The sequence below is a fragment of the Streptomyces sp. DT224 genome (assembly GCF_049844595.1).
GTDB lineage: Bacteria > Actinomycetota > Actinomycetes > Streptomycetales > Streptomycetaceae > Streptomyces.
Window position 1 is genome coordinate 747,870 of record NZ_JBNCLI010000002.1, and the last position, 24,555, is coordinate 772,424.

Below are 24,555 nucleotides of genomic sequence, written 5' to 3' on the forward strand. Positions count from 1 at the left end.
GATGACAACGGTGCCATTCGTTATCTAAGTGAAGGCAGGAGTGGCCGCAGGGAGGGTGCTCTCCAAAAGGGTTGAATCCCCCATCTCGCTCAGAACGAGCGCCAGCGCGCCCAGCACCTCCGCACGGCCTCCCAGGGCCCCCGGAAGCACGGACAGCTGCCGGGCCGCGCTGGGGATGGCGTACCGCGACACGGAGTCCCTGATGGGCCCCAGGACCAGCTCCCCGGCCTCCGCCAGCGAGCCGCCCAGCACCACGCGGCTCGGGTTCAGCAGATTGCAGAGGTTGGCGACGCCGCTGCCGATGTGGCGCCCGACGTCACCGATCACCCGCCGGCACCCGGGATCGCCCTCGCGGGCCAGCTGGACCACCCGCTCCATGGTGAGATCGGGGCCGTGGCTGGGCTGGAGCAGGGGCAGGACGTAGCGCGCGGCCGTGAAGGTCTCCAGGCAGCCGCGGTTGCCGCAGCGGCAGACCGGGCCCGACTCGTCGAGGGTGATGTGGCCGATCTCGCCGGCCGTGCCGCCGGGGCCCCGGTAGATGTGGCCGTCGATGACCAGACCGGCGCCGACACCGCTGGCGACCTTGATGTACGCGAGGTCCCTGACCCCCCGGCCGCTCCCCCACACCAGCTCGCCGAGCGCGCCGAGGTTGGCGTCGTTGTCCACGTACACCGGCACACCGAGGCGCGAGGACAGCTCATCGCTGGGGTTGATGCCCGTCCAGCCCGGCAGGATCGACGTGGAGCCCAGGGTGCCGGACTCCACGTCGATCGGGCCGGGAACACCGAGCCCCACCCCGATGACCTTGCCGGGGCTGATCCCGGTGGTCTGGATCAGCCGGTTGACCAGCTGTTCCGCCCGCCCGAAGCCCTCGGCGGACGAGGCGTCGACGTCCAGCGGCTCGGACTCCTCGGCGAGCACCTGGTGGGCCAGGTTGCCGACGGCCACGCGCAGGTGGGTGTGGCCGAAGTCGACGCCGATCACGATGCCCGCGTCCCCGCTGAGCGAGACGCTGCGGGCCCGGCGGCCGCCCGCCGAGGTGGGGGTCACCTCGACCGTGCCGCTGTCCTTCAGTTCACGAACGATATTGGAGACGGTGGCCGCGGAGAGGCCCGTGCTCCTGGCGATCTCCGCCTGGGTGAGCGAACCAGCCATGCGTACGGCGCGCACGACCCGCTCAAGGTTGGCGCGATGCAGAGACGTCTGCGACCCCGGAGTCTCCATCGACTGACTCACTCCTGCCTATTCTCCAACATGTGAACTCTAAGCTGACCGTTTTGGGGTCCTCCCCGTCAAGACCTTGAGCAGTCGGAGCCACCGATGAGCACCGGTCCCGCACCCGGCGGCCACGGCGAACTCGTCCGTACACAGACGAAACGCCCGCCGGCTGGGGAGCCGGCGGGCGGTTCGCTTCGTTCGTAAGGTGAGTTCAGGAGGTACAAGCGGGCCGCACGGGGGCGTTACTTCACCGCGCCCGCGGTGAGCCCCGCCACGACCTGGCGCTGGAAGATGATGTAGGCCGCGAGGACCGGCAGCATCGCCATCACCAGACCGGCGAAGAGCCCGGACCAGTCGCCCTTGTACCCCTGGCTGGTGGCCAGTTCGACCAGGCCCTGCGAGAGCACCCGGTAGTTCGGGTCCGTGTTCAGCACCGTGGGCAGCATGTACTGGTTCCACTGGCCCAGGAAGTTGAAGATGCCGACGCTGATCAGGCCGGGCTTGGCCATCGGCAGCATGACCTGGAAGAACGTCCGGGTGTGCGAGGCCCCGTCGATCATCGCCGCTTCCGCCACCGACCCCGGGAGCGTCCGGAAGAAGGAGGTGAGGAAGAAGACGGTGAAGGGCAGCGAGTACGCGATGTAGACGAGGATCAGTCCGTGCCGCGTGTTCAGCATCCCCATGTTGTTCATCACGAAGAACAGCGGGACCAGCGCCAGGATGATCGGGAAGCTCATCCCGCCGATGAACAGGTAGTAGATGAAGCGGTTGCCCGGGAAGTCGAAGCGGGCCAGCACATAGGCCGCCATCGAGCCGAGCAGCAGCGTGCCGATCAGCGAACAGCCCACCACGACGATCGTGTTGAAGAAGTAATCGCTCATGTGCGCCTGGCTCCAGGCGCGCGACCAGTTCTCGAAGTGGAGCTTGTCCGGCAGCTTCCATGGCGTCGACAGGATCGAATCGTCGGTCTTGAACGACGACATGACCGCCCAGAGCAGCGGCAGCACCACCAGGATCGCCCAGATGATCAGCACGCCGTGCGAGAAGACGTTGAGGGTCTTGCCCTCGCTGCCCTTCTCGGCCTTCTTGCCGCCCGGGGCGGGCGACTTGGACACGGGGGCCGGATCCGTCGCCGCGACCGCGGGAGGGGTTTCAGTGGCCTTCACGCGTGCTCACCTCGTACTACTGTCGAGCCGGCCGCCGCGGCCGGGCTGTCTTGCCTGCTGGGAGTCCGGGGAACGCGTCCCGGGAAGCGCGGCATCAGAACTCCAGCCGCTCGCGCCGGCCCAGCCGCATCACGACGGCGGCGAACGCCATGGTGACGATGAGGAGTCCGACACCGATCGTCGTCGCGTAGCCGGCCTGACCGTCGCGGAAGGCGGTCTGGTAGACGTACAGCGGCAGGATCGTGGTCGAGTAGTCGGGACCACCGGGGCCGACCGTCATGACCTGCACGGCCGTGAACGCCTCGACGCCGAGGGCCAGGATGCCCATGTACACCCAGCCCGACTGGATGGTGTCCCAGAGCAGCGGCACCGTGATCTTGAAGAACGTCGTGATGCGGCTCGCCCCGTCCAGGAGCGCCGCCTCGTAGAAGTCCTTGGGGATGGACGCCATTCCGGCCGAGAAGAGGACGACGAAGAAGCCGACCGTCGACCAGACCAGCACCACCATGACGCAGATCAGCGCCAGGTTCGGATCGCCCAGCCACTCCGGCTGGAGGGAGTCCAGGCCGATCCCCTTCAGCGTCGAATTCACCATGCCGGACGTCGGGTTGTACGCGAACTGGAACAGCAGGGCGACGATGACGATGGAGAGGACCTGGGGGAAGAAGTAGGCGATCTTGTAGAAGGCCGAGCCCCGCACGCCGGAGACCGCGGCGTTCTTCCGCCGGCGGCCTCCGACGTTGAGCATGAAGGCGAAGAAGAGCGCGAGGCCCAGCGTCACCAGCGGCAGCACCAGCACGAGAATCACGCTGTGCTGGAGGGACTTCCAGAAGATGTCGTCCTTCAGCATCCGCGAATAGTTGCCGAAGCCGACCATCTTGAAGTCCGGGCTCAGTCCGGTCCAGTCGGTGAAGGAATAGTAGATGGCCTGGATGAACGGCCAGATGACGAAGACCGCGTACAAGGCCAAGGGGACTACCAGGAACCCCACAATGAACCGGTACTTGCCGTGCTGCATCGTTTACCGACCCCGATCTTTCCGCGGGTGCCGCCGCTGGTGACGGTTGCTCACTGGTGCTTGTAGTGCTTGATGGACTGGTCCTTGGCCGCGGCGTCCGCGTAGGCCTGGATCTTCTTGATGGCCTCGGCGGGCGTCAGACGCCCGGCCATCATCTCGCCGAGACCGGCGCCGATCTGCTCCTTCTGGAGCTTCACGTACCAGTCCTGCATGCGCGGGTTCACCACGTTGTCGCCGGCCTTCTTCAGCGCGTCGACGCCGGCCTGCATGGCGGTGGAGAGGGTAAGACCGTCGGTGCCGCCGTTGTAGGCGCTCAGCGACTTGACCTGCTTGGTGAAATTCTTCGAGGACTCCTCGGAGAGCATGATGCGGAGCTGCTCCATGCCGCCCTGCGGGTTGGCCGCCTTGGCCGGGACGACGAAGGGCTCGCCGCCGGACGCCCAGATGGTGCCGAAGGGCAGCTTGTCGGACGAGTCCAGGCCGGACGGGGCCGAGACCATCATCTTGAAGTCCTTGGGCGTGGTCGGCGCCGCCTCGTTCTCCACCCACGAGCCGTTCGGGAGGAAGAGCGCCTTGCCCTTGGTCCACTCGGTCTGCGACTGGATGTGGGTCAGGCCCGTGGTGCCGCTGAGGATGTAGCCCTTCTGCTTCAGCTCGTAGTACGCCTCGAACGCGGCCTTGACGGCCGGGTCCTTCCAGGCGTTCGGCTCCAGGTTGTCGATCTTGTCGAGGACTTCCCGGCCGCCGATCTTGGCGATGAACGGGTAGAGGGAGAACGGCAGGTAGTACGGGTACTTACCGGCGTACGTCCAGCCCGCGATGCCCTTCTTCTTCGCCTTGGCGCAGAGGGCGAGCATGTCGTCCCAGGTCTCGGGGTACTCCGCGTCCAGCTTCTCCAGGTTGGTCTGCGAGTACCACACGCCGTACACGGTGTACGCGTAGTACATGATCCAGACCGGGTCGCCGTCGAACTGGCCCATCTCCAGAACGCCCGGACGCAGGGTGTCGCGGACCTTCTTGTTCGGGTCGTCGTAGGACGGGGCGTCCATCAGCGGCGTCAGGTCGAGCAGCTGCTTCTTGCCGACGAGGACACCCATGTCCATCTGCTCGGCGCCCGAGTTGTCGATCAGGTCCGGCGGGGTGCCGCCGTTGAAGCGCGGCTGCAGCTGCGACTGGATCTTCTGCGTCGCGGAGTGCTTGACCTTGGCCTTCGGGAACGCCTCGGAGTACACCTTCTCGGCGTCCTTCGCGTACTGCTCGCCGAATCCGCCGTTGAAGATCACCACGTCGAGCGCGGCGCTCTCGTTGACGCCCAGCGGGTTCTTCGCGCTGGTCTTGCCCTTCTTGACGGGCTCGTCGCCGCCGCTGTCGCCGCTCGCGCAGGCGGACAGGAAGCTCATCGTCGGGACGGTGATCAGACCGAGTGCGGCAGAACGCTTGATCACATCGCGACGGCCAAGGCCCTCATTCTTGTGGGCGGAGGTGGATCCCATGCTCAAGTCCTCGCCTTCTCCAGGACTCAGGCGGTGTGTACCGGTCGCCCCGTCGTAATTCGCCTCAGCGAAGGGCCCCGCCACCGCGGTCAGTTGCGCTTGGGTGGTACAGATTTTCAGGCTGAATATTGCCGTGGGGGGCGCCGGGGGACCGAACGGCCGACGCACCTGCGTCGTCGCGTTGTCGTGCCCCCGTGTCCCCCAGCCGCGCAACCGGTGAACCAGCTGTGCAGACGCCGACAGGTATAGTCCACTTGCCGCCAACTGAGCAAGATCGAAAGCAAGGTTGCACGGCAGTCTTTCCCGAGTTGAGACCTCTCGGATACCTCGACACTCCGAGCTCTCCTTCGGATGCAACGATTTCCGCATTCCGGCCGATTCGGCGGCGGCCCGCGATCCAACTCCCTTGACACCACGAGCCACTTCACTCCCTACTTGTTCCTGCGCACCTTCTGACAACGTTGTCCAAGCGCACACTTCCCCGGGAGGAATGGCTCGGCATGCACCCCCGACACCGTTCTCGTACGAGACGAAGCAGCACGGCAGCGCTGATCGCGGCCTCATTGGCCTTGGTCGTGACAGCCCCCACGGCGGCCGCCGCTCAATCGGCAGGGTCAGGCCCGAGGGGCCAACGGCCCACGGGCGACCGGACGTTCAGCACGTCCTTCGAAGAAGACGAAAAGCAGCCCGACTGGCGCAATTCCGTGGAAGAGGGCCCCGACGGAAAAAAGCGGTCATCGGGTGTCGATGGCGGGTTCTCCTCCGGAATACCGGGCAATGTGACCGACCGGGTCACCGACGTCCGCGCCAGCGACGAGAACACCGGCGGCGACGAGGTGAAGGAAAACCTCGTGGACGGCGAATCCCGTACGAAGTGGCTGTCGTTCGAGCCCACCGCCTGGCTGGAGTTCGACCTCACCGAGCCGGTGAAGGTCGTGACGTACGCGCTCACCTCCGCCGACGACCACGACGAGCGCGACCCGAAGGACTGGACGCTCCAGGGCTCCGAGGACGGCAAGACCTGGACGGACCTGGACACCCGGACCGGCCAGACCTTCAGCGAGCGCTTCCAGACCAAGTCGTACGACTTTCAGGCGGACAAGGCGTACCAGCACTTCCGCCTGAACATCACGAAGAACAACGGCGTGACCGACGCCACCCAGCTCGCCGACGTCCAGTTCTCCGACGGCGACACCTCCGCCCCCGCGCCCTCCGACATGCGCACGCAGATCGGCAACGGCCCCTCCGGCTCCCCCACGGCCAAGGCCGGCGCGGGCTTCACCGGCAAGAAGGCGCTGCGGTACGCGGGCACCCACAAGGCGGACGGCCGGGCGTACTCGTACAACAAGGTGTTCGACGTGAACACCCGGATCACCCGGGACACCGAGCTGTCCTACCTGGTCTACCCCCAGATGGGCGAGACGGACCTGTCCTACCCGGCCACGCACGTCGCGGTGGACCTGGCCTTCACGGACGGCACCTACCTGAGCGACCTGCACGCCACCGACAGCAACGGCGGGCTGCTGACGCCGCAGGGCCAGGCGGACGCCAAGCGGCTCTACGTCAACCAGTGGAACAAGGTCGAGGCCGGCATCGGCACCGTCGCCGCGGGCAAGACCGTCGACCGCATCCTGGTCGCGTACGACTCCCCCAAGGGCCCGGCGAAGTTCCAGGGCTGGATCGACGACCTGGAGATCGCGCCCGCGAAGCCGGAGAAGCGCAAGGCGCACCTCGCGGACTACGCCTCCACCATCCGGGGCACCAACTCCAGCGGCTCCTTCTCGCGCGGCAACAACTTCCCCGCGACGGCGGTCCCCAACGGCTTCAACTTCTGGACGCCGGTCACCAACGCCGGCTCGACCAGCTGGCTCTACGACTACGCGCGGGGCAACAACGACGACAACCTGCCCACCCTGCAGGCGTTCGCCGCGAGCCACGAGCCGAGCCCCTGGATGGGCGACCGGCAGACCTTCCAGCTGATGCCGTCGGCGGCCTCCGGCACCCCGGACGCCTCGCGCACGGCCCGCGCGCTGCCGTTCAGGCACGAGAACGAGACCGCGCGGCCGCACTACTACGGGGTGACGTTCGAGAACGGCCTCAAGGCCGAGATGACGCCGACCGACCACGCGGCGCGGATGCGGTTCACGTACCCGGGCAAGGACGCGAGCATCGTCTTCGACAACGTCTCCAACGACGGCGGGCTCACCCTGGATCCGGCGACCAGCTCGTTCACCGGCTTCTCGGACGTGAAGAGCGGCGGCTCGACCGGGGCGACGCGCCTGTTCGTGTACGGCGTCTTCGACGCGCCGGTCACCGCGAGCGGCAAGCTCTCGGGCGGCGGCGGTGAGGACGTCACCGGCTACCTGCGCTTCGACGCGGGCAGGGACCGCACGGTGAACCTGCGCCTGGCGACCTCGCTGATCAGCATCGACCAGGCGAAGAAGAACCTGGCCGCCGAGATCCCCGCCTCGCGCTCCTTCGGCCGGGTCGAGGACACGGCGCGGGACGCCTGGGACGGCCTGCTCGGCAAGGTGGAGGTCGAGGGCGCCACCGCCGATCAGCTGACCACGCTGTACTCCAGCCTGTACCGGCTCTACCTGTACCCGAACTCGGGTTCCGAGAGGGTCGACGGCAAGGACAAGTACGCCTCCCCCTTCTCGCCGCAGACCGGCTCGGACACCCCGACGCACACCGGCGCGAAGATCGTGGACGGCAAGGTGTACGTCAACAACGGCTTCTGGGACACCTACCGGACGACCTGGCCGGCCTACTCCCTGCTGACGCCGGCGAAGGCCGGCGAGATGGTGGACGGCTTCGTCCAGCAGTACAAGGACGGCGGCTGGATCTCACGCTGGTCCTCCCCCGGTTACGCGGACCTGATGACCGGCACCTCCTCGGACGTGGCGTTCGCCGACGCGTACGTCAAGGGCGTGAAGTTCGACGCGAAGGCGGCGTACGACGCGGCCGTGAAGAACGCGACGGTCGTCCCGCCGTCCTCGGGCGTGGGCCGCAAGGGGATGGAGACGTCCCCGTTCAAGGGGTACGCCGACACCACGACCCACGAGGGCATGTCCTGGTCGATGGAGGGCTATGTCAACGACTACGGCATCGCGAAGATGGGCGAGGCGCTCTACGCGAAGACGCACGAGCAGCGCTACAAGGACGAGTCCGCGTACTTCATGAACCGGGCCCGCGACTACGTGGAGCTGTTCGACGACAAGGCCGGCTTCTTCCAGGGCAAGGACGCCAAGGGCGACTGGCGGCTGCCGTCCGGCCTGTACGACCCGCGGGTCTGGGGCTACGACTACACGGAGACCAACGGCTGGGGCTACGCCTTCACCGCTCCGCAGGACAGCAGGGGCCTCGCCAACCTGTACGGCGGCCGGGACGGCCTCGCCAAGAAGCTGGACACCTACTTCGCCACCCCGGAGACCGGCACCCCGGAGTTCGCGGGCAGCTACGGCGGGGTCATCCACGAGATGACGGAGGCCCGTGACGTACGGATGGGCCAGTACGGGCACAGCAACCAGGTCGCCCACCACGTCACGTACATGTACGACGCGGCCTCGCAGCCGTACAAGACGCAGGAGAAGGTCCGCGAGGTCCTGGGCCGGCTGTACACGGGCAGCGAGATCGGCCAGGGCTACCACGGCGACGAGGACAACGGCGAGCAGTCGGCCTGGTTCCTCTTCTCCTCGCTCGGCTTCTACCCGCTGGTGATGGGCAGTGGCGAGTACGCGATCGGCTCGCCGCTCTTCACCAAGGCGACGGTGCACCTGGAGAACGGCCGCACGCTGGTCGTGAAGGCGCCGCGGAACAGCGCGAAGAACATCTACGTCCAGGGCCTGAAGGTGAACGGCGAGAAGTGGACCTCCACGTCGCTGCCGCACGACCTGCTGGCCAAGGGCGGGACGCTGGACTTCGACATGGGCCCGAAGCCGTCCGCCTGGGGCACCGGAAAGAACGACGCCCCGGTCTCCCTCACCCAGGACGACCAGGTGCCGTCGCCGAAGAAGGACGTGCTGAAGGGCGAGGGGCCGCTGTTCGACGACACCTCGGCCACCACCGGCACCGCCGCCACGGTCGAGCTGCCCGTCCCGTCCGCCACGAAGGGCGTCCAGTACACGCTGACCTCGGCCGCCAGGGCGACGGCACCGGCCGGCTGGGTGCTCCAGGGCTCGTCGGACGGCAAGAGCTGGAAGGACCTCGACAAGCGGTCCGGCCAGTCCTTCACCTGGGACAAGCAGACGCGGGCCTTCTCCGTGAAGTCCCCCGGCTCGTACGCGCACTACCGGCTGGTGTTCGACGGTGAGGCGTCGCTCGCGGAGGTGGAGCTGATCGCCTGACCCCACCCCGCTTACGCGGACGGCCGGCAGCTCCCCGTGGGCTGCCGGCCGTCCGCGTACTCAGGTCCGTTCCGGTGTCTCCGGGACCGCCGCCGGGAACAGGCTCTCCGGCAGCGTGACGTTCCACGCGGTGATGACCGGGTTGCCGTGTTCCCGGCCCAGCCGGGACACGGCGCCCGTGGCCAGCTGGAAGAGCGTGCCCTCGGCCGGGGTCAGGCCCAGGTAGCGGGCGGTCAGGACGCGCAGGAAGTGGGAGTGGGCGACGAGCACGATGTCCTCGTCACCGGCCCGCCCGGCCGCCTCCGCGACCTCGGCCAGCACCCGGTCGGCCCGGTCCCCCACCTGTGCCGGGGTCTCGCCGGGGTGGGCCGCGGGACCGGCGCCCACGCCGTCGGTCCAGAGGTTCCAGTCGGGCCGGGTACGGCGGATCTCGTCCGTGGTGATGCCCTCGTAGCCGCCGTAGTCCCACTCGCGCAGCTCCGGGGTGATGCGGGGCGCGGCGAGCCCGGCGAGTTCGGCGGTGCGCCGGGCCCGGACCAGGGGGCTGACCAGGGTGAGCGCGATGGACCGGTCGGCGAGCAGGGGGGCCAGGGCGCGGGCCTGGCGCTCGCCGAGGGGGGTCAGGGGCAGATCGGTGTGGCTCGTGTGGCGCCCGTTGCGGGACCACTCGGTCTCGCCGTGCCGGATCAGGATCAGCTCGCCCATGTGAAGGCCATCCGCTCTCAGTGCTGTTACCGCTCACGTTCTGTACAGGCGCTAACCCGCCGGTCCACGATCGCATTCCGGCCGGGGCGGGGAGGGCGGGCGCGCCCGTGAGTGACCTGATGCGCCTACGTGGCCGGCTCGTCCCGGAGCCGTCCGGCGTCGGCCGACGCCTCGGCGAACGCCCGGATGAGCGGTGACTCCGCCGCGGTCCGCCAGACCAGGGCCCACCGGCAGGGAGGCGCGTCGCGGATGGGGACGAAGGCCAGGCTCGGCCAGGCGTAGAAGTCCGGCGTCTCGGCCGGTACGGCGGCGGCGGCCTGGCCCGAGGCGACGACGCTGAGCGCCTCCTGCCAGGTGGTGACCCGGGGGCCCCGGCGGACCGGGCGGCCGGAGGGGGTGTACCGCGGGTTGAGGGCCTCCTCCATGGCGGAGGGGATCGATCCGCCCTCGACCACGGCGCAGTCGCCGAAGTCCTCCAGGCAGACGGACTCCCGCTTCGCGAAGGGGTGCCCGGCGGAGACCATGAGGAGCAGCGCGGAGGTGTGCGCGGTCGGCCGGACGGTCAGCCCGGGCCCGTCGACGGGCAGCCATACGTACACCATGTCCACATCGCCCGACCGGAGCAGGTCGAGCGGTGAGGCGGGCTGGATCTCGCGGTGCCGGACGCGGGCGTCGGGGTGGCGGGCCTGGAAGAGGCCGAGCGTGGCCTTGATCTGGAGGGCGTACGGGCCCATGGTGCCGAGGGTCAGGGTGCCCCTGGTGCCCCGGGCGGTGGCCTTGGCGGCCTCGATGCCCTGGGTGATCTGCTCGTGGCCGCGCTTCAGCGCCTCGTACAGCTGCTCGCCGAGGGGGGAGAGGCGCACGGTGCGGGTGGTGCGGTCGAAGAGAGGGCCGCCGATGAGGCGTTCCTGCTTCTTGACCAGCTGGCTGACCCGGCCGGGGCTGACGCCCAGCCGCTCGGCGGTGCGGCTGAAGTGCAGCTCCTCGGCGAGCGTCAGGAATATCTCGATCTCCCGCATCTCCACGTCCGCCCCCGGATTCTTTAGCCCAGAGTCAAAAGACGTTACCAGTCCGGCCGTTGATGCCTGTCGGGCGCCGGGGAAGACTGGTGGGCGCCACCTTCGACCGGGGGTGCGCGCGAGCAGGCAGACCCGGCTGCCGTTCCAGGAGGTGCCGTGCCTGTCGGATATCTGATCCCCGTGCTCATCGTCGCGATCGGCACGTGGTGTGCGCTGAGACCGGTGCCGTGGGAGCACCCGCTGGGACGCCCCAGCTATCTGCTCGGCCTGGCCGCCAACGAGCTGCCGTTCGCCGCCTTCTTCTGGATGCTGCTCGTCCCCACGGCCATGGCCTTCGCCCAGGACGACGTCCTGGACTCGCCGGGCGCCTGGGGGGTCGTCGCGCTGGCCGCCCTGACCGTGCCCGGGCTCGCGGTGGTCGCCCACCGCGCGTGGGGTGAGCGGGACCGGGTCGAGGGCGCGATGGCCGAGGGGCTGGGCCGGGGCTGGCGCGCCGAGATCGACGCGGACCTCGCCGAGGGGCTGCGGCGCCGGCCCCCGTGGCTCCGCGTCCTGTTCGTTCCGGTCCTGAAGCGCCGCCGGGACGTGCGGAGGGTGGCCGGCCTGTCGTACGGGGAGGCGGGGCGCCGCAATCTGCTCGACGTGTACCACCACCGCGCCCGCCCGCAGGGGGCGCCCGTGCTGATCCACATGCACGGCGGCGGCTACACCGGCGGCCACAAGAACAGCCAGTCGCTGCCGCTCCTGTACCGGCTGGCGAGCCGGGGCTGGGTGACCATCAGCGCCAACTACCGGCTGAAGCCGCAGGTCCGGCACCCCGAGCACATGATCGACCTGAAACGGGTGATCGCCTGGGCGCGTGAGCACGCCCACGCGTACGGGGCCGACCCCTCGACCCTGTTCGTGGCGGGCAGCTCGGCGGGCGGCCACATGGGCGCGATCGCCGCGCTGACCTCCGACGACCCCGCGTTCCAGCCGGGCTTCGAGGACGCCGACACCTCGGTCAGCGGGGTCGTCGTGCTGAACGGATTCCTGGGCGCGTACTGGCACCAGGGCCCCGAGTCGTCCCCGCTGGGCCATGCCCGGCCGGACGCGCCGCCCATGCTGATCGTCCACGGCGACCTGGACCCGCTGGTGCCGGTGGCCGGCATCCGCGAGGTCGCCGAGGGGCTGCGCGACGCGTCCGAGAGCCCGGTGGTCTACGCCGAGCTGCGCGGCGGGCACCACGCCTTCGACCTGTACCACTCGCTCCGCTTCGACGCGGTGGTGGACGCGGTCGAGGCGTTCACCGCCTGGGTCAGATCGCGGGAGCGCTCACCCCGGCGGTGACGTCCACCGCCTCGTACGGCCGGTCCGTGTCGGCGGTGACGCGGAGTGCGCCGCCCTCGCGGACCACCTCGTACGTGGCGGCGGGTTCGCCCGTCAGGCCGGGGACGGTCACCGTGCGGTGGAGGTCGCCGGTGCCCTCGGGGGCGTACACGCGCAGCTGGAGGTGGTCCGTCCAGTCGCCGTCGGGCCGGGAGGTGTCCGCGCCGAGCGGGAGGACCGCGCCGGGGCGGACCAGCAGCGGGAGGCTGTCGAAGCCGTAGGTGTCCCGGTGCCAGGCCGGGCCGGTGACGGTCTCGCCGGTGAGCAGATGGGTCCAGGTGCCCTCGGGGACGTAGTACTCCACCTCGCCGTCCTCGCTGAAGACCGGGGCGACCAGGAGGTCGGGGCCGAGCATGTACTGCCGGTCGGCGGTGCGGGCGGCCGGGTCGTCCGGGAACTCCAGGAGCATCGGGCGCATGACGGGGACGCCGGTGCGGTGGGCCTCGACGGCCGCCCCGTACAGGTAGGGCATCAGGCGGTGCTTCAGCTCCGTGAAGCGCCGGGCGACCTCGACCGCCTCGTCGCCGAACTCCCACGGCACGCGGTACGACGAGGAGCCGTGCAGCCGGCTGTGCGAGGAGAGCAGGCCGAAGGCGAGCCAGCGCTTGAAGACCGCCGGGTCCGGGGTGCCCTCGAAGCCGCCGATGTCATGGCTCCAGAAGCCGAAGCCGGACAGGCTCAGTGAGAGGCCGCCGCGCAGGGACTCCGCCATCGCCTCGAAGGAGGACCAGCAGTCGCCGCCCCAGTGCACGGGGAACTGCTGGCCGCCGGCCGTGGCGGAGCGGGCGAAGAGCACGGCCTCGCCCTGGCCGCGCTCCTTCTCCAGGAGCTCGAAGACGGCCTTGTTGTACAGGTGCGTGTAGTAGTTGTGCATGCGCTCCGGGTCGGAGCCGTCGTGCCAGACGACGTCGGTGGGGATGCGCTCGCCGAAGTCCGTCTTGAAGCCGTCGACGCCCTGGCCGAGGAGGGTGCGCAGCTTGCCCTGGAACCAGGCGGTGGCCTCCGGGTTGGTGAAGTCCACCAGCGCCATGCCGGCCTGCCACTTGTCCCACTGCCAGACGTCGCCCTCACGGGTGCGCACGAAGTAGCCCTTGGCCGCGCCCTCCGCGTACAGGGGGCTCTTCTGCGCGATGTACGGGTTGATCCAGACGCAGATCTTGAGGCCCTTGTCCTTGAGCCGGGCGAGCATGCCCTCCGGGTCGGGGAAGACGTCCGGGTCCCACTCGAAGTCGCACCACTGGTATTCGCGCATCCAGAAGCAGTCGAAGTGGAAGACGGAGAGCGGGATGCCCCGCTCGGCCATGCCGTCCACGAACGAGGTGACGGTCTCCTCGTCGTACGCGGTGGTGAACGAGGTGGTCAGCCAGAGGCCGAAGGACCAGGCCGGGGGCAGGGCCGGGCGGCCGGTCAGCGCGGTGTAGCGGGCCAGCACCTCCTTGGGGGTGGGTCCGGCGACGACGAAGTACTCCAGCGTCTGGTCCTCGACGCTGAACTGCACCTGGCCGACCGCCTCGGAGCCGACCTCGAAGGAGACCTTCCCGGGGTGGTTGACGAAGACGCCGTAGCCGCGCGAGGAGAGGTAGAACGGGACGTTCTTGTACGCCTGCTCGCTGCTGGTCCCCCCGTCCGCCTGCCACATGTCGACGACCTGGCCGTTCTTGACGTACGGGGTGAACCGCTCGCCGAGCCCGTGGATCGTCTCGCCGACGCCCAGCGCGAGCTGGGCGAACATGTGGTGGGCGCCGTCGCCGGTCGTGGCGAAGGCGGTCCCCTTGCGCCCGGCGGCGGTCAGGACGCGCCCGTCGGCGTCCCGGAACTCCATGCCGAAGCCGTCGCCGGCGGGGAGCCGGAGGGTGAGCGGCCCGCTGGTCAGTTCGGCGGCCCCGCCGTCCTCGCGGGTCGCGGCGGAGGGGTCACCGGTGGCGCCGGGCAGCGCGAAGTCGGGGCCCGGGTGGCGCTTGCCCGCCAGATGGGTCACGCGGACCCCGATGACGCCTTCGGCGGGGGCGTAGGCCTCCACGGTGATCAGCGGGGCGTTCAGGGTGTCCCCGCGCCGGGTCACGCGCTGGACCGCCGCGTAGGCGGTGAGGCGGTCGGGGGCGAGGCGGAGATCGCGGAGTTCGGTGGCGTACGAGGCGTGGACACCGTCTCGCATCTGCCAGAAGCCGTCGGTGAACTTCATGGGGGGTCCGTTCCTGTGGGTCCTGATTTTGATCGTACACAAAACAAATAATTTTCGAAGCGCTTCGATTCACCGATCGGAACCTCTGAATCCGCCTCGACACCGGCGCTCGGACCCCCTGCGAGCGGGCATGTTGCCCCTGTGTGACGTGCACGTCACCAGGACGGTCTAGAAAACGAAGGGCCACATGCCGTATTAGTACTGGCAGCAAACAAATCGGTCGGACGGCAGCGCAGCCGCCCGGGCCCTTGCCGACAAGAGGCAGCTGAATGTCGAACCGCTTCACCCCACGGGTCGCCGTCCCGCTCACCGTCGTTTCCGCGCTGATCGGCGGTGCGGTCCTGTCGGGCTGCGGCCAGCAGCGGGACCCCGACGTCTACACGGTTCTGAACTCGTCGACCGACGAGTCGTACCACCGCTGGGACGCCCAGACGCTGGCCCGGTGCAGCAAGCAGTTGGGGGTGACCATCGAGCAGCAGAGCGTCCCGGCCTCCCAGGTGATGACCAAGGCGCTGCGGATGGCGTCCTCGAAGTCCCTGCCCGACGTGCTCCAGCTGGACGCCTCCGAGATGCCGACGTTCGCCGAGGCCGGCGGGCTGATCCCGCTGAAGGACCTCGGCCTGACCACGAAGAACATCCCCGAGGGGATCGTGAACTTCGGCTCGTACGAGGGGACGTACTACGGGGCGGCCCGCACGGTGAACACGCTGGCGCTCTTCTACAACAAGGACACCCTCGACAAGGCCGGCCTGAAGGTCCCCACCACCTGGGCCGAGATGCGCGAGACCGCGAAGCAGCTCACGCGGGGCAAGCGGTACGGCCTGGCGCTCAGCGCGGGCGGCGCGGAGGACGGCGTCTTCCAGTTCACGCCCTTCATGTGGTCCAACGGCGGCGACGAGACCAAGCTCGACAGCCCCGAGGTGGCCGGGGCGCTGGACTACTGGAAGAGCCTCCTCAAGGACGGCTCCCTGTCCAAGTCGACGGTCAACTGGACCCAGGCCGACGTGAACGACCAGTTCATGGCGGGCAACGCGGCCATGATGATCAACGGCCCCTGGCAGGTGGAGACCCTGAACTCCAAGAAGGGGCTGCACTGGGGCATCGCCGAGATCCCGGTCCCGAAGGCCGGGGACGACTCGGTGGGCCCGCTGGGCGGCGGCGTGCTGACCGTGCCCAACACCGGTGACGAGAAGCGCGAGAAGATGTCCGCGAAGATCATCGGCTGCATGTCCGGCGAGCAGGAGCAGATCACCTACGCGCTGAACAGCTGGATGGTCCCGGCCAACGAGAAGGCCGCCGCCGAGTGGCGCAAGAAGGTACCCGAGCTGGACGCCCTGGCCGACCAGGTCGCCACGGCCCGGTCGCGTACCGCCAAGCTCGGCGCGCGGTGGTCGTCCGTCTCCCTCGCGCTCCAGAGCGCGTTCCAGTCCGCCCTGACCGGCGAGTCGAGCGAGGCCGCCCTCACCCGCGCCCAGAAGCGCGCGACGAGCGGGAACTGAGGTATCCGAACCATGTCGACCACCACCGCCGCCCCGGCGCTCGTGACCGAGAAGGCCGCGAAGCAGCCGAACCCCGCCCGCGTCCGGCGCCGCAGGCGTCTCGCCCAGTGGGGCTTCATCGCCCCCGCCGTGATCTTCATGGCGCTGTTCTTCGGCTACCCGCTCGTCCGCAACATCGTGATGAGCTTCCAGGACTACTCGCCGTCCACGTTCTTCACGGGCAAGTCCCCGTTCAACGGAACGGACAACTGGAGCAAGGTCTTCAACGACGAGCTCTTCGGCAAGGCCCTGTGGCACACCATCCTGTTCACGATCGGCTCGCTGATCGGGCAGTTCTGCATCGGCCTCGGCCTCGCGGTCTTCTTCAACCGCCGCTTCCCGCTGAACGGCGTGCTCCGGTCGCTCATCCTGCTGCCGTGGCTGGTGCCGATGGTCGTCTCGGGCGTCGTCTGGCGGCGCATCCTCGACCAGGACACCGGTGTCCTCAACTCGTTCCTCGGCACCGTCGGCCTCGGCGGCGACACCCCGTGGCTGACCAGCACGAGCATGGCGCTGATCTCGGTGATCCTGGTGAACATCTGGATCGGCATCCCGTTCAACATGGTGATCCTCTACGGCGGCCTCCAGGAGGTCCCCAAGGAGCTGTACGAGGCCGCCTCGCTGGACGGTGCCTCCGCCTGGCGGACCTTCCGCTCGATCACGCTGCCGATGCTGCGGCCGGTGATCACCGTGGTCCTGGTGCTCGGCTTCATGTCGACGGTCAAGATCCTCGACCTCATCCTGGCGCTCACCGACGGCGGACCCGCCGACTCCACGCAGACCCTCGGCACCCTCACGTACCAGAACTCCTTCGTCCAGCTGGACTTCGGGGCCGGTGCCGTGGTCGGCAACATCCTGATCCTGATCTCCGCCGTCTTCGCGGTGTTCTACCTGCGGGCCAACCGCAACGAGGGGAAGTGACCGGCATGGCGAGCACCGTGCGTACCCCCGCCGCGCCCACGCGGACCAACGGCCGGCCGAAGCGGCGCTGGGGCGCCATGGTCTTCGGTATCCTGGTGCTGTGCGTGATGCTGTTCCCGCTGTACTGGATGGTGAACACCGCGCTCCAGCCCGAGTCCGGGCTGCTGGAGGTCGACCCCGTCCCGCACGGCCTGGACCTGTCGGGCTTCCGCTCGGCGCTCACCGACCAGGGCGGCAACCTGCTGACCTCGCTCGCGGTGGCGCTGGGCGCGGTCGTGATCTGCCTGGCGATCTCGGCGCCCGCCGCGTACGGGCTGGCGCAGTTCAAGCTGCGCGGCACGAAGACGATCGTCTTCGGCACGCTGATCACCCAGATGGTGCCGGGCATCGTCATCGCCAACGCCCTGTACAGCGCGTACGTGGATCTCGGCCTGGTCAACTCGTACGCCGGTCTGATGCTGGCCGACGCCTCGCTCGGCATCCCGTTCGCGATCGTGCTGATGCGGTCGTTCATGGTGGCGATCCCGCGCGAGGTCATCGAGGCCGCCGAGGTCGACGGGGCCGGACGGTTCCGGACCTTCGTGCAGGTCGTGCTGCCGATGAGCCGTAACTCGCTGATCACGGCCGGGCTGTTCTCGTTCCTGTACGCGTGGAGCGACTTCATGTTCGCGCTGACGCTGAACACCACGGACGACGTGAAGCCGATCACGCTGGGCATCTACCAGTACATCGGCGCCCATGTCGGCGACTGGGGCTCGGTGATGGCCGCTTCCGTGCTGTCCGCGGTGCCGGCGGCGGTGCTGCTCGTCCTGTCGCAGAAGTACATCGCCGCCGGGATCACCGGTGGCTCGGTCAAGTAGGGGTATCCATGAGTGACTTCCCGGTCTTCCCGCCCGGCTTCGTTTTCGGCGCGGCCACGGCCTCGTACCAGATCGAGGGCGCCGCGCGGGAGGACGGACGCGGTCCGTCCATCTGGGACACGTACAGCCACACGCCCGGGAAGACGGACGGCGGCGACACGGGTGACGTGGCCTGTGACCACTACCACCGCTACCGCGAGGACGTGGCGCTGCTGCGGGAGCTGGGGGTCGGTTCATACCGTTTCTCGATCGCCTGGTCGCGCATCCTGCCGGAGGGTTCCGGCGCGGTGAACCCGAAGGGCCTGGACTTCTACTCCCGGCTGGTGGACGAGCTCCTGGAGGCGGGCATCGAGCCGGCCGCCACCCTCTACCACTGGGACCTGCCGCAGGCCCTGGAGGACCGGGGCGGCTGGCGCGTACGGGAGACGGCCGAGCGGTTCGGCGAGTACACCGCGGTCGTGGCGGAGCACCTGGCCGACCGGGTGCCGCGCTGGATCACCCTCAACGAGCCGTGGTGCAGCGCCTTCCTCGGCTACTCCGTGGGCCGGCACGCGCCCGGTGCCAAGGAGGGGCGCGGTGCCCTGGCCGCCGCGCACCACCTGCTCGTCGGCCACGGCCTGGCGATGAAGGCGCTGCGGGCCGCGGGGGTCCGCGAGGCGGGCATCACGCTGAACCTGGACCGCAACGTCCCGGCCGCCCCGACGGACGCCGACCGGGCCGCGGTGGTCCGCGCGGACACCCAGCACAACCTGGTGTGGACGGAGCCGATCCTCGCGGGCCGCTACCCGGCCACCGAGGAGGAGACCTGGGGCGAGCTGATCACCGGGCAGGACTTCCGGCGCGACGGCGACCTCGACCTGATCTCCCAGCCCCTGGACTTCCTGGGCATCAACTACTACCGCCCGATCGTGGTGGCCGACGCCCCGCACCGCGAGCCGGACCCCGCGCTGCGGGTCGCCACGGACAACCGGTACGCCGAGGGGCAGTACCCGGACGTGCGGCGGACGGCGATGGGCTGGCCCGTCGTCCCGGAGTCCTTCACCGATCTGCTGACCGCGCTGAAGGACACCTACGGGGACGCGCTGCCGCCGGTGCACATCACGGAGAACGGCTCGGCGGAGCACGACACCGTGGACGCGGACGGTGCGGTGCGGGACGCGGACCGGGTGGAGTACCTGCGTACGCATCTGGCGGCGCTGCGGTCCGCGATGGACGCGGGCGTCGATGTGCGGGGCTACTACGTGTGGTCGCTGCTGGACAACTTCGAGTGGGCGCTCGGGTACGCGAAGCGGTTCGGCATCGTCCGGGTCGACTACGACACCCTGGAGCGCACCCCGAAGGACAGCTACCGCTGGTATCAGGCGCTGATCGCGGCGCACCGGGGCTGAGCCACGCGACGAACGCCCTGTCCACCGCTGTGCGCGGTGGACAGGGCGTTCGTCGTACGGGTGGCCGGTCAGGCGCGTCGTCGGGCCCACACCGGGCTGAGGAAGGCGATGAGCACGGCGGCGACACCGATCTGGAAGATGTGGCGGATCCAGTCGATCCCCCCGGTGTCCCGCACACCGAAGGCGGTGGCGAGGGCATTGCCCGCGATGGCACCGACGATGCCGAGCAGGACGGTCAGCCACAGGGGAATGGGCTGGCGGCCGGGGACGACCAGCTTGGCCAGCAGACCGATGATGAGTCCCGCGATGATGGCCCACAGAAATGACACGACAACTCCTCTTCTACCGCTGTCCGACTGGTTTCGGGAAGCTGACTTCCGCCTGCCCGGCACGCACCGGTGTACGCATGCCGCCGCGAAGGAAGGGCGTCCGGTCCCTTCGCGGTGTCCGCATACCGGGGCGAAGGCGTTGCGTTTGCCTCATTTCGACAAACCCTTGGAGACGTGAGGGAGTCGTGAAAGGATCACCCTCAATTCCGTGGCGTGTCCCCGTATCCCGCGGCGCGTCACGCCTCGTCCCACCATCCATGGAGAACACACGTGGCCAAGATCTCTGGCCGTCGGCCCGGACGGGCTGCCGCCCGTCTCGCCGCCGCCGCGATAACCGCGGCCCTGGTCGTCACCGGCGCGTCCGCCGCCTCCGCCGCCGACGTCGGCGACGCACCGCTGTTCAGCCTCCAGGGCATCGACAGCTCCGGCGCCGCGTACCACTACACGCCGGTCGGTGACGGCACGCTCGAGAAGCGCGTCGAGTTCCCCGGCAACTTCTCGGGCCTCGCCTTCGTCGGCCAGGTCGACCACAACGCGGACAACGTCGCGGACGGCCGCTGGCAGCTCGGCACCTCGGGCAACCTCTGGTACTACGCCGCCGACAACTCCGACGCGGTGAAGGTCGGTTACGGCTGGGACACCTACAACACGGTGGTCTCGGTCGGTCAGTTCGGCGGCGCCGAGGCCGGCGACCTGCTCGCCCGCGACAAGAAGGGCGACGTCTACCTGTACCTGGGCTACGGCGACGGCAAGGTCACCAAGCGCCTGAAGGTCGGCTACGGCTGGGACATCTACACCCAGATCGCCGGCAACGGCGACCTGAGCGGCGACGGCAAGAACGACATCGTCGCCCGCGACAAGTCCGGCGTCCTGTGGCTGTACAAGGGCACCGGCAACCAGAAGGCGCCGTACGCCAAGCGCACCAAGATCGGCAGCGGCTGGAACCAGTACAACACCCTCTTCGCCGCCGGTGACCTGACCATGGACGGCCGGACCGACCTGGTCGCCCGCAACTCCAAGGGCGAGCTGTACCTGTACGAGGGCACGGGCGACGCGGCCGCCCCCTTCAAGCCGAAGTCCCTCATCGGCACCTCGGGCTGGAACTCGTACCGCCTCTTCTTCTGAGCCGGTCACAGTGGTTACACACTCATGACGAAACGTGCAGGTTTCACGCCCGAAATCGTGACACGATTCGGCTGAATCGGTGGCCCGCCGCCAAGGTGCGGCGGGCCGCTCCCACTTCACGATCCATGGAGCACTTGTGGCCAAAACCACTGGCCGGCACCACATGCGCATAGCCGCTCGCGCGGCAGCCGCGGCGCTCACCGCCGCCCTCGTCGCCACCGGAACCTCCGCCGTGGCCGCCGACGCCCCGCAGCCCTCGCTCGGTGCCGCGGCAGACGCGCCCGCGGCGGCCACCTCGGCCGCCGCGGTCACCCCGTCGTTCGCGCTGTACGGCACGAACTCGGCGGGCACCGCCTACTCGTACCTGCCCAACGGCAAGGGCGGCCTGTCCGCCCGCGAGTACGCGGGCAAGGGCTGGCTCGGCGTCTCCGCGCTCATGCAGGTCGACCACCAGAACGACGGCGACAGCGACGGTCTCTGGTTCCGCGAGACCAACGGCGACATGGGCTACCTCAAGTTCGACGCGTCGGCCGTCAAGATCGGCTACGGCTGGAACATCTACAACAAGATCGTCTCCCCGGGCCAGATCGGCGGCGCCGCCGCCGGCGACATCCTCGCCCGCGCCACCAACGGCGACCTGTACGTGTACCTCGGGTACGGCGACGGCAAGGTCACCAAGCGCATCAAGGTGGGCTACGGCTGGGACATCTACAACGAGATCGCCGGGAACGGCGACCTGAACGGTGACGGCAAGAACGACGTCGTCGCCCGCGACAAGGCCGGCGTCCTGTGGCTGTACAAGGGCACCGGCAGCCAGACCGCCCCGTTCGGCAAGCGCACCAAGATCGGCAGCGGCTGGAGCCAGTACAACCGTCTGGTCTCCACGGGTGACGTGGACCTGGACGGCAAGACCGACCTCATCGCCCGCAAGGGCGGCGCGCTGTACCTGTACAGCGGCACCGGCAACGCCGCGGCCCCGTTCAAGGCCAAGAAGCAGATCGGCACGAGCGGCTGGGACAGCTACAAGTTCCTGTTCTGATCCGCTCGGCGGTTCCTCGCCGAACATGCGAGAGGGCCGCACCCCCGTCACCGGGGGTGCGGCCCTCTCGCCGTACTGCCGCCGATCCCTACTTGCGGATCAGGCTGCGGAGCACGTACTGCAGGATGCCGCCGTTGCGGTAGTAGTCCGCCTCACCGGGGGTGTCGATGCGGACGACGCCGTCGAACTCGACGCCGGTGTCGGTGGTGACCTTGACCGTGCGCGGGGTCGTGCCGTCGTTCAGCTCGGTGACGCCGGTGACGGAGAAGGTCTCCTCGCCCGTGAGGCCGAGGGACTCGGCGGTCTGGCCCTCCGGGAACTGGAGCGGCAGGACGCCCATGCCGATGAGGTTCGAGCGGTGGATGCGCTCGTAGGACTCGGCGATGACGGCCTTGACGCCGAGGAGCGCGGTGCCCTTGGCCGCCCAGTCGCGGGACGAGCCGGAGCCGTACTCCTTGCCGGCCAGGATGACCAGCGGGGTGCCGGCGGCCTGGTAGTTCTGCGAGGCGTCGTAGATGAACGACACCGGACCGCCGTCCTGGGTGAAGTCGCGGGTGAAGCCGCCCTCGGTGCCCGGCGCGATCTGGTTGCGCAGGCGGATGTTGGCGAACGTGCCGCGGATCATGACCTCGTGGTTGCCACGGCGCGAGCCGTAGGAGTTGAAGTCACGGCGCTCGATGCCGTGCTCCGTGAGGTACTGGCCGGCCGGGGTGTCGGCCTTGATCGCACCGGCCGGGGAGATGTGGTCGGTGGTGACCGAGTCGCCCAGCTTGGCCAGGACCCGGGCGCCGGTGATGTCCTCGACCGGCGAGGTCTCCATGGTCATGCCCTCGAAGTACGGGGGCTTGCGCACGTAGGTGGACTCGGCGTCCCACTCGAAGGTGTTGCCGGTCGGGATGGACAGCGCCTGCCACTGGGCGTCGCCCGCGAAGACGTCCTGGTAGGACTTGTTGAACATGTCCTCGCCGATGGCGTTCGCCACGACGTCGTTGACCTCGGCCTCGGAGGGCCAGATGTCGGCCAGGTGGACGGGCTTGCCGTCCTGGTCGACGCCGAGCGCGTCCTTGGTGATGTCCACCTTCATCGAACCGGCGATGGCGTACGCGACGACCAGCGGCGGGGACGCCAGGTAGTTCATCTTGACGTCGGGGTTGATCCGGCCCTCGAAGTTGCGGTTGCCGGAGAGCACCGAGGTCACGGCCAGGTCGTGCTCGTTGACCGCCTTGGAGACCTCCTCCGGCAGCGGGCCGGAGTTGCCGATGCAGGTGGTGCAGCCGTAGCCGACGAGGTTGAAGCCGACCTTGTCGAGGTACGGGGTCAGGCCCGCCTTGTCGAAGTAGTCGGTGACGACCTTCGAGCCCGGGGCGAGGGTGGTCTTGACCCACGGCTTGCGGGTCAGGCCCTTCTCGACCGCCTTCTTCGCCACGAGCGCCGCGGCGACCATGACGTACGGGTTCGAGGTGTTGGTGCACGAGGTAATCGCGGCGACGGTGACGGCGCCGTGGTCCAGCTCGTACGTGGAGCCGTCGGGGGCGGTGACCGTGACCGGGTTGGTCGGGCCGGCGGCGCCGATGGCCGGGGAGTCGGAGGCCGGGAAGGACTCCTTGCCCGCCTCGTCCACGCAGTCCACGTAGTTGCGGACGTCCTGGGCGAACTGGGCCTTGGCGTTGGCGAGGACGATGCGGTCCTGCGGGCGCTTCGGGCCGGCGATGGAGGGGACGACCGTGGAGAGGTCGAGCTCCAGCTTCTCGGAGAAGTCCGGCTCGGCGGCCGGGTCCAGCCAGAGGCCCTGCTCCTTGGCGTACGCCTCGACCAGGGCGACCTGCTGCTCGTCACGGCCGGTCAGGCGCAGGTACTTCAGCGTCTCGTCGTCGATCGGGAAGATCGCGGCGGTGGAGCCGAACTCCGGCGACATGTTGCCGATGGTGGCGCGGTTGGCCAGCGAGGTGGCGGCGACGCCCTCCCCGTAGAACTCCACGAACTTGCCGACGACGCCGTGCTTGCGGAGCATCTCGGTGATGGTCAGCACCAGGTCGGTGGCGGTGGTGCCGGCCGGGAGCTCGCCGGTCAGCTTGAAGCCGACGACGCGCGGGATGAGCATGGAGACCGGCTGGCCGAGCATCGCGGCCTCGGCCTCGATGCCGCCGACGCCCCAGCCCAGCACGCCGAGGCCGTTGACCATGGTGGTGTGCGAGTCGGTGCCGACGAGGGTGTCGGGGTACGCCTGGCCGCCCCGGACCATGACCGTACGGGCCAGGTGCTCGATGTTGACCTGGTGGACGATGCCGGTGCCCGGCGGGACGACCTTGAACTCGCTGAACGCGGTCTGGCCCCAGCGCAGGAACTGGTAGCGCTCCTTGTTGCGGCCGTACTCCAGCTCGACGTTCTGGCCGAAGGCTTCCTTCGTGCCGAACTTGTCGGCGATGACGGAGTGGTCGATGACCAGCTCGGCCGGGGCGAGCGGGTTGATCCGCTCCGGGTCGCCGCCGAGCTCCTTGACGGCCTCGCGCATGGTCGCGAGGTCCACGACGCAGGGCACACCGGTGAAGTCCTGCATGATCACGCGGGCCGGCGTGAACTGGATCTCCTGGCTGGGCTGCGCCTGGGAGTCCCAGCCGCCGAGCGCGCGGATGTGGTCGGCGGTGATGTTCGCGCCGTCCTCCGTGCGGAGCAGGTTCTCCAGCAGCACCTTCAGGCTGTAAGGGAGGCGCGCGGAGCCCTCGACCTTGTCCAGCTTGAAGATCTCGTACGACTCGTCGCCCACGCGCAGCGTGCTGCGGGCGTCGAAGCTGTTCGCCGACACGACAGTCTCCTTCATCAATGTGCGCGTAACTCCGCGC

17 protein-coding genes are annotated in these 24,555 nt (G+C 69.1%); 8 read left to right on the forward strand and 9 right to left on the reverse strand.

The window, feature by feature from the left end:
* Positions 1-24 precede the first annotated feature (24 nt).
* The 4 genes from ACLQ2N_RS07060 to ngcE form a co-directional block, all read right to left on the reverse strand.
* Positions 25-1,224, reverse strand: coding sequence for an ROK family transcriptional regulator (locus tag ACLQ2N_RS07060; RefSeq protein ID WP_425810143.1), 1,200 nt, complete (start codon positions 1,222-1,224; stop codon positions 25-27).
* Positions 1,225-1,460: 236 nt separating this feature from the next.
* Complete coding sequence (locus tag ACLQ2N_RS07065) at positions 1,461-2,384, reverse strand: carbohydrate ABC transporter permease (RefSeq protein ID WP_425810145.1); 924 nt, start codon at positions 2,382-2,384, stop codon at positions 1,461-1,463.
* A gap of 94 nt (positions 2,385-2,478) precedes the next feature.
* The gene (locus tag ACLQ2N_RS07070) at positions 2,479-3,402 is read right to left on the reverse strand and encodes a carbohydrate ABC transporter permease (RefSeq protein ID WP_425810147.1); all 924 of its coding nucleotides are present in this window, start codon (positions 3,400-3,402) and stop codon (positions 2,479-2,481) included.
* 50 nt (positions 3,403-3,452) lie between these two features.
* Positions 3,453-4,895, reverse strand: a complete 1,443-nt coding sequence (gene ngcE / locus ACLQ2N_RS07075) for an N-acetylglucosamine/diacetylchitobiose ABC transporter substrate-binding protein (RefSeq protein WP_425810149.1) — start codon at positions 4,893-4,895, stop codon at positions 3,453-3,455.
* Positions 4,896-5,674: 779 nt separating this feature from the next.
* Between ngcE and ACLQ2N_RS07080 the strand changes: the two genes are divergently transcribed.
* Positions 5,675-9,241: a GH92 family glycosyl hydrolase gene (locus tag ACLQ2N_RS07080; protein WP_425810151.1), complete on the forward strand. Its 3,567-nt coding sequence runs from the start codon at positions 5,675-5,677 to the stop codon at positions 9,239-9,241.
* 60 nt (positions 9,242-9,301) lie between these two features.
* On the opposite strand, the gene ACLQ2N_RS07085 is transcribed toward ACLQ2N_RS07080, so the two are convergent.
* Positions 9,302-9,946, reverse strand: coding sequence for a histidine phosphatase family protein (locus ACLQ2N_RS07085; protein WP_425810153.1), 645 nt, complete (start codon positions 9,944-9,946; stop codon positions 9,302-9,304).
* A gap of 125 nt (positions 9,947-10,071) precedes the next feature.
* The gene (locus ACLQ2N_RS07090) at positions 10,072-10,965 is read right to left on the reverse strand and encodes a LysR family transcriptional regulator (protein WP_425810241.1); all 894 of its coding nucleotides are present in this window, start codon (positions 10,963-10,965) and stop codon (positions 10,072-10,074) included.
* Between the two features lie 156 nt (positions 10,966-11,121).
* Here ACLQ2N_RS07090 and ACLQ2N_RS07095 point away from each other — a divergent pair, with 156 nt between their 5' ends.
* Positions 11,122-12,294: an alpha/beta hydrolase gene (locus tag ACLQ2N_RS07095; protein ID WP_425810155.1), complete on the forward strand. Its 1,173-nt coding sequence runs from the start codon at positions 11,122-11,124 to the stop codon at positions 12,292-12,294.
* On the opposite strand, the gene yicI is transcribed toward ACLQ2N_RS07095, so the two are convergent.
* Positions 12,263-14,515: an alpha-xylosidase gene (gene yicI, locus ACLQ2N_RS07100; protein WP_425810157.1), complete on the reverse strand. Its 2,253-nt coding sequence runs from the start codon at positions 14,513-14,515 to the stop codon at positions 12,263-12,265. The genes ACLQ2N_RS07095 and yicI overlap by 32 nt on opposite strands.
* Before the next feature lie 269 nt (positions 14,516-14,784).
* Between yicI and ACLQ2N_RS07105 the strand changes: the two genes are divergently transcribed.
* Genes ACLQ2N_RS07105 through ACLQ2N_RS07120 form a run of 4 tightly spaced genes read left to right on the forward strand, consistent with a single transcriptional unit; the run spans position 14,785 to position 19,222 of the window.
* On the forward strand, positions 14,785-16,014 hold the full coding sequence (locus tag ACLQ2N_RS07105) for an ABC transporter substrate-binding protein (protein WP_425810159.1): 1,230 nt from the start codon (positions 14,785-14,787) through the stop codon (positions 16,012-16,014).
* 12 nt (positions 16,015-16,026) lie between these two features.
* Positions 16,027-16,974 (forward strand): carbohydrate ABC transporter permease, encoded by a 948-nt coding sequence (locus ACLQ2N_RS07110; RefSeq protein ID WP_425810161.1) that lies wholly within the window; start codon positions 16,027-16,029, stop codon positions 16,972-16,974.
* A gap of 5 nt (positions 16,975-16,979) precedes the next feature.
* Positions 16,980-17,834: a carbohydrate ABC transporter permease gene (locus ACLQ2N_RS07115; RefSeq protein ID WP_425810163.1), complete on the forward strand. Its 855-nt coding sequence runs from the start codon at positions 16,980-16,982 to the stop codon at positions 17,832-17,834.
* Positions 17,835-17,842: 8 nt separating this feature from the next.
* Complete coding sequence (locus ACLQ2N_RS07120; protein WP_425810165.1) at positions 17,843-19,222, forward strand: GH1 family beta-glucosidase; 1,380 nt, start codon at positions 17,843-17,845, stop codon at positions 19,220-19,222.
* Positions 19,223-19,290: 68 nt separating this feature from the next.
* Here ACLQ2N_RS07120 and ACLQ2N_RS07125 read toward each other — a convergent pair whose 3' ends face one another.
* The gene (locus ACLQ2N_RS07125; RefSeq protein WP_425810167.1) at positions 19,291-19,551 is read right to left on the reverse strand and encodes a GlsB/YeaQ/YmgE family stress response membrane protein; all 261 of its coding nucleotides are present in this window, start codon (positions 19,549-19,551) and stop codon (positions 19,291-19,293) included.
* 270 nt (positions 19,552-19,821) lie between these two features.
* On the opposite strand from ACLQ2N_RS07125, the gene ACLQ2N_RS07130 reads away from it, so the two are divergent.
* On the forward strand, positions 19,822-20,676 hold the full coding sequence (locus ACLQ2N_RS07130; protein ID WP_425810169.1) for an FG-GAP repeat domain-containing protein: 855 nt from the start codon (positions 19,822-19,824) through the stop codon (positions 20,674-20,676).
* A 136-nt stretch (positions 20,677-20,812) separates the two neighbouring features.
* The gene (locus tag ACLQ2N_RS07135; protein WP_425810171.1) at positions 20,813-21,715 is read left to right on the forward strand and encodes an FG-GAP repeat domain-containing protein; all 903 of its coding nucleotides are present in this window, start codon (positions 20,813-20,815) and stop codon (positions 21,713-21,715) included.
* An 88-nt stretch (positions 21,716-21,803) separates the two neighbouring features.
* Here ACLQ2N_RS07135 and acnA read toward each other — a convergent pair whose 3' ends face one another.
* On the reverse strand, positions 21,804-24,518 hold the full coding sequence (acnA, locus tag ACLQ2N_RS07140; protein WP_425810173.1) for an aconitate hydratase AcnA: 2,715 nt from the start codon (positions 24,516-24,518) through the stop codon (positions 21,804-21,806).
* Positions 24,519-24,555 lie beyond the last annotated feature (37 nt).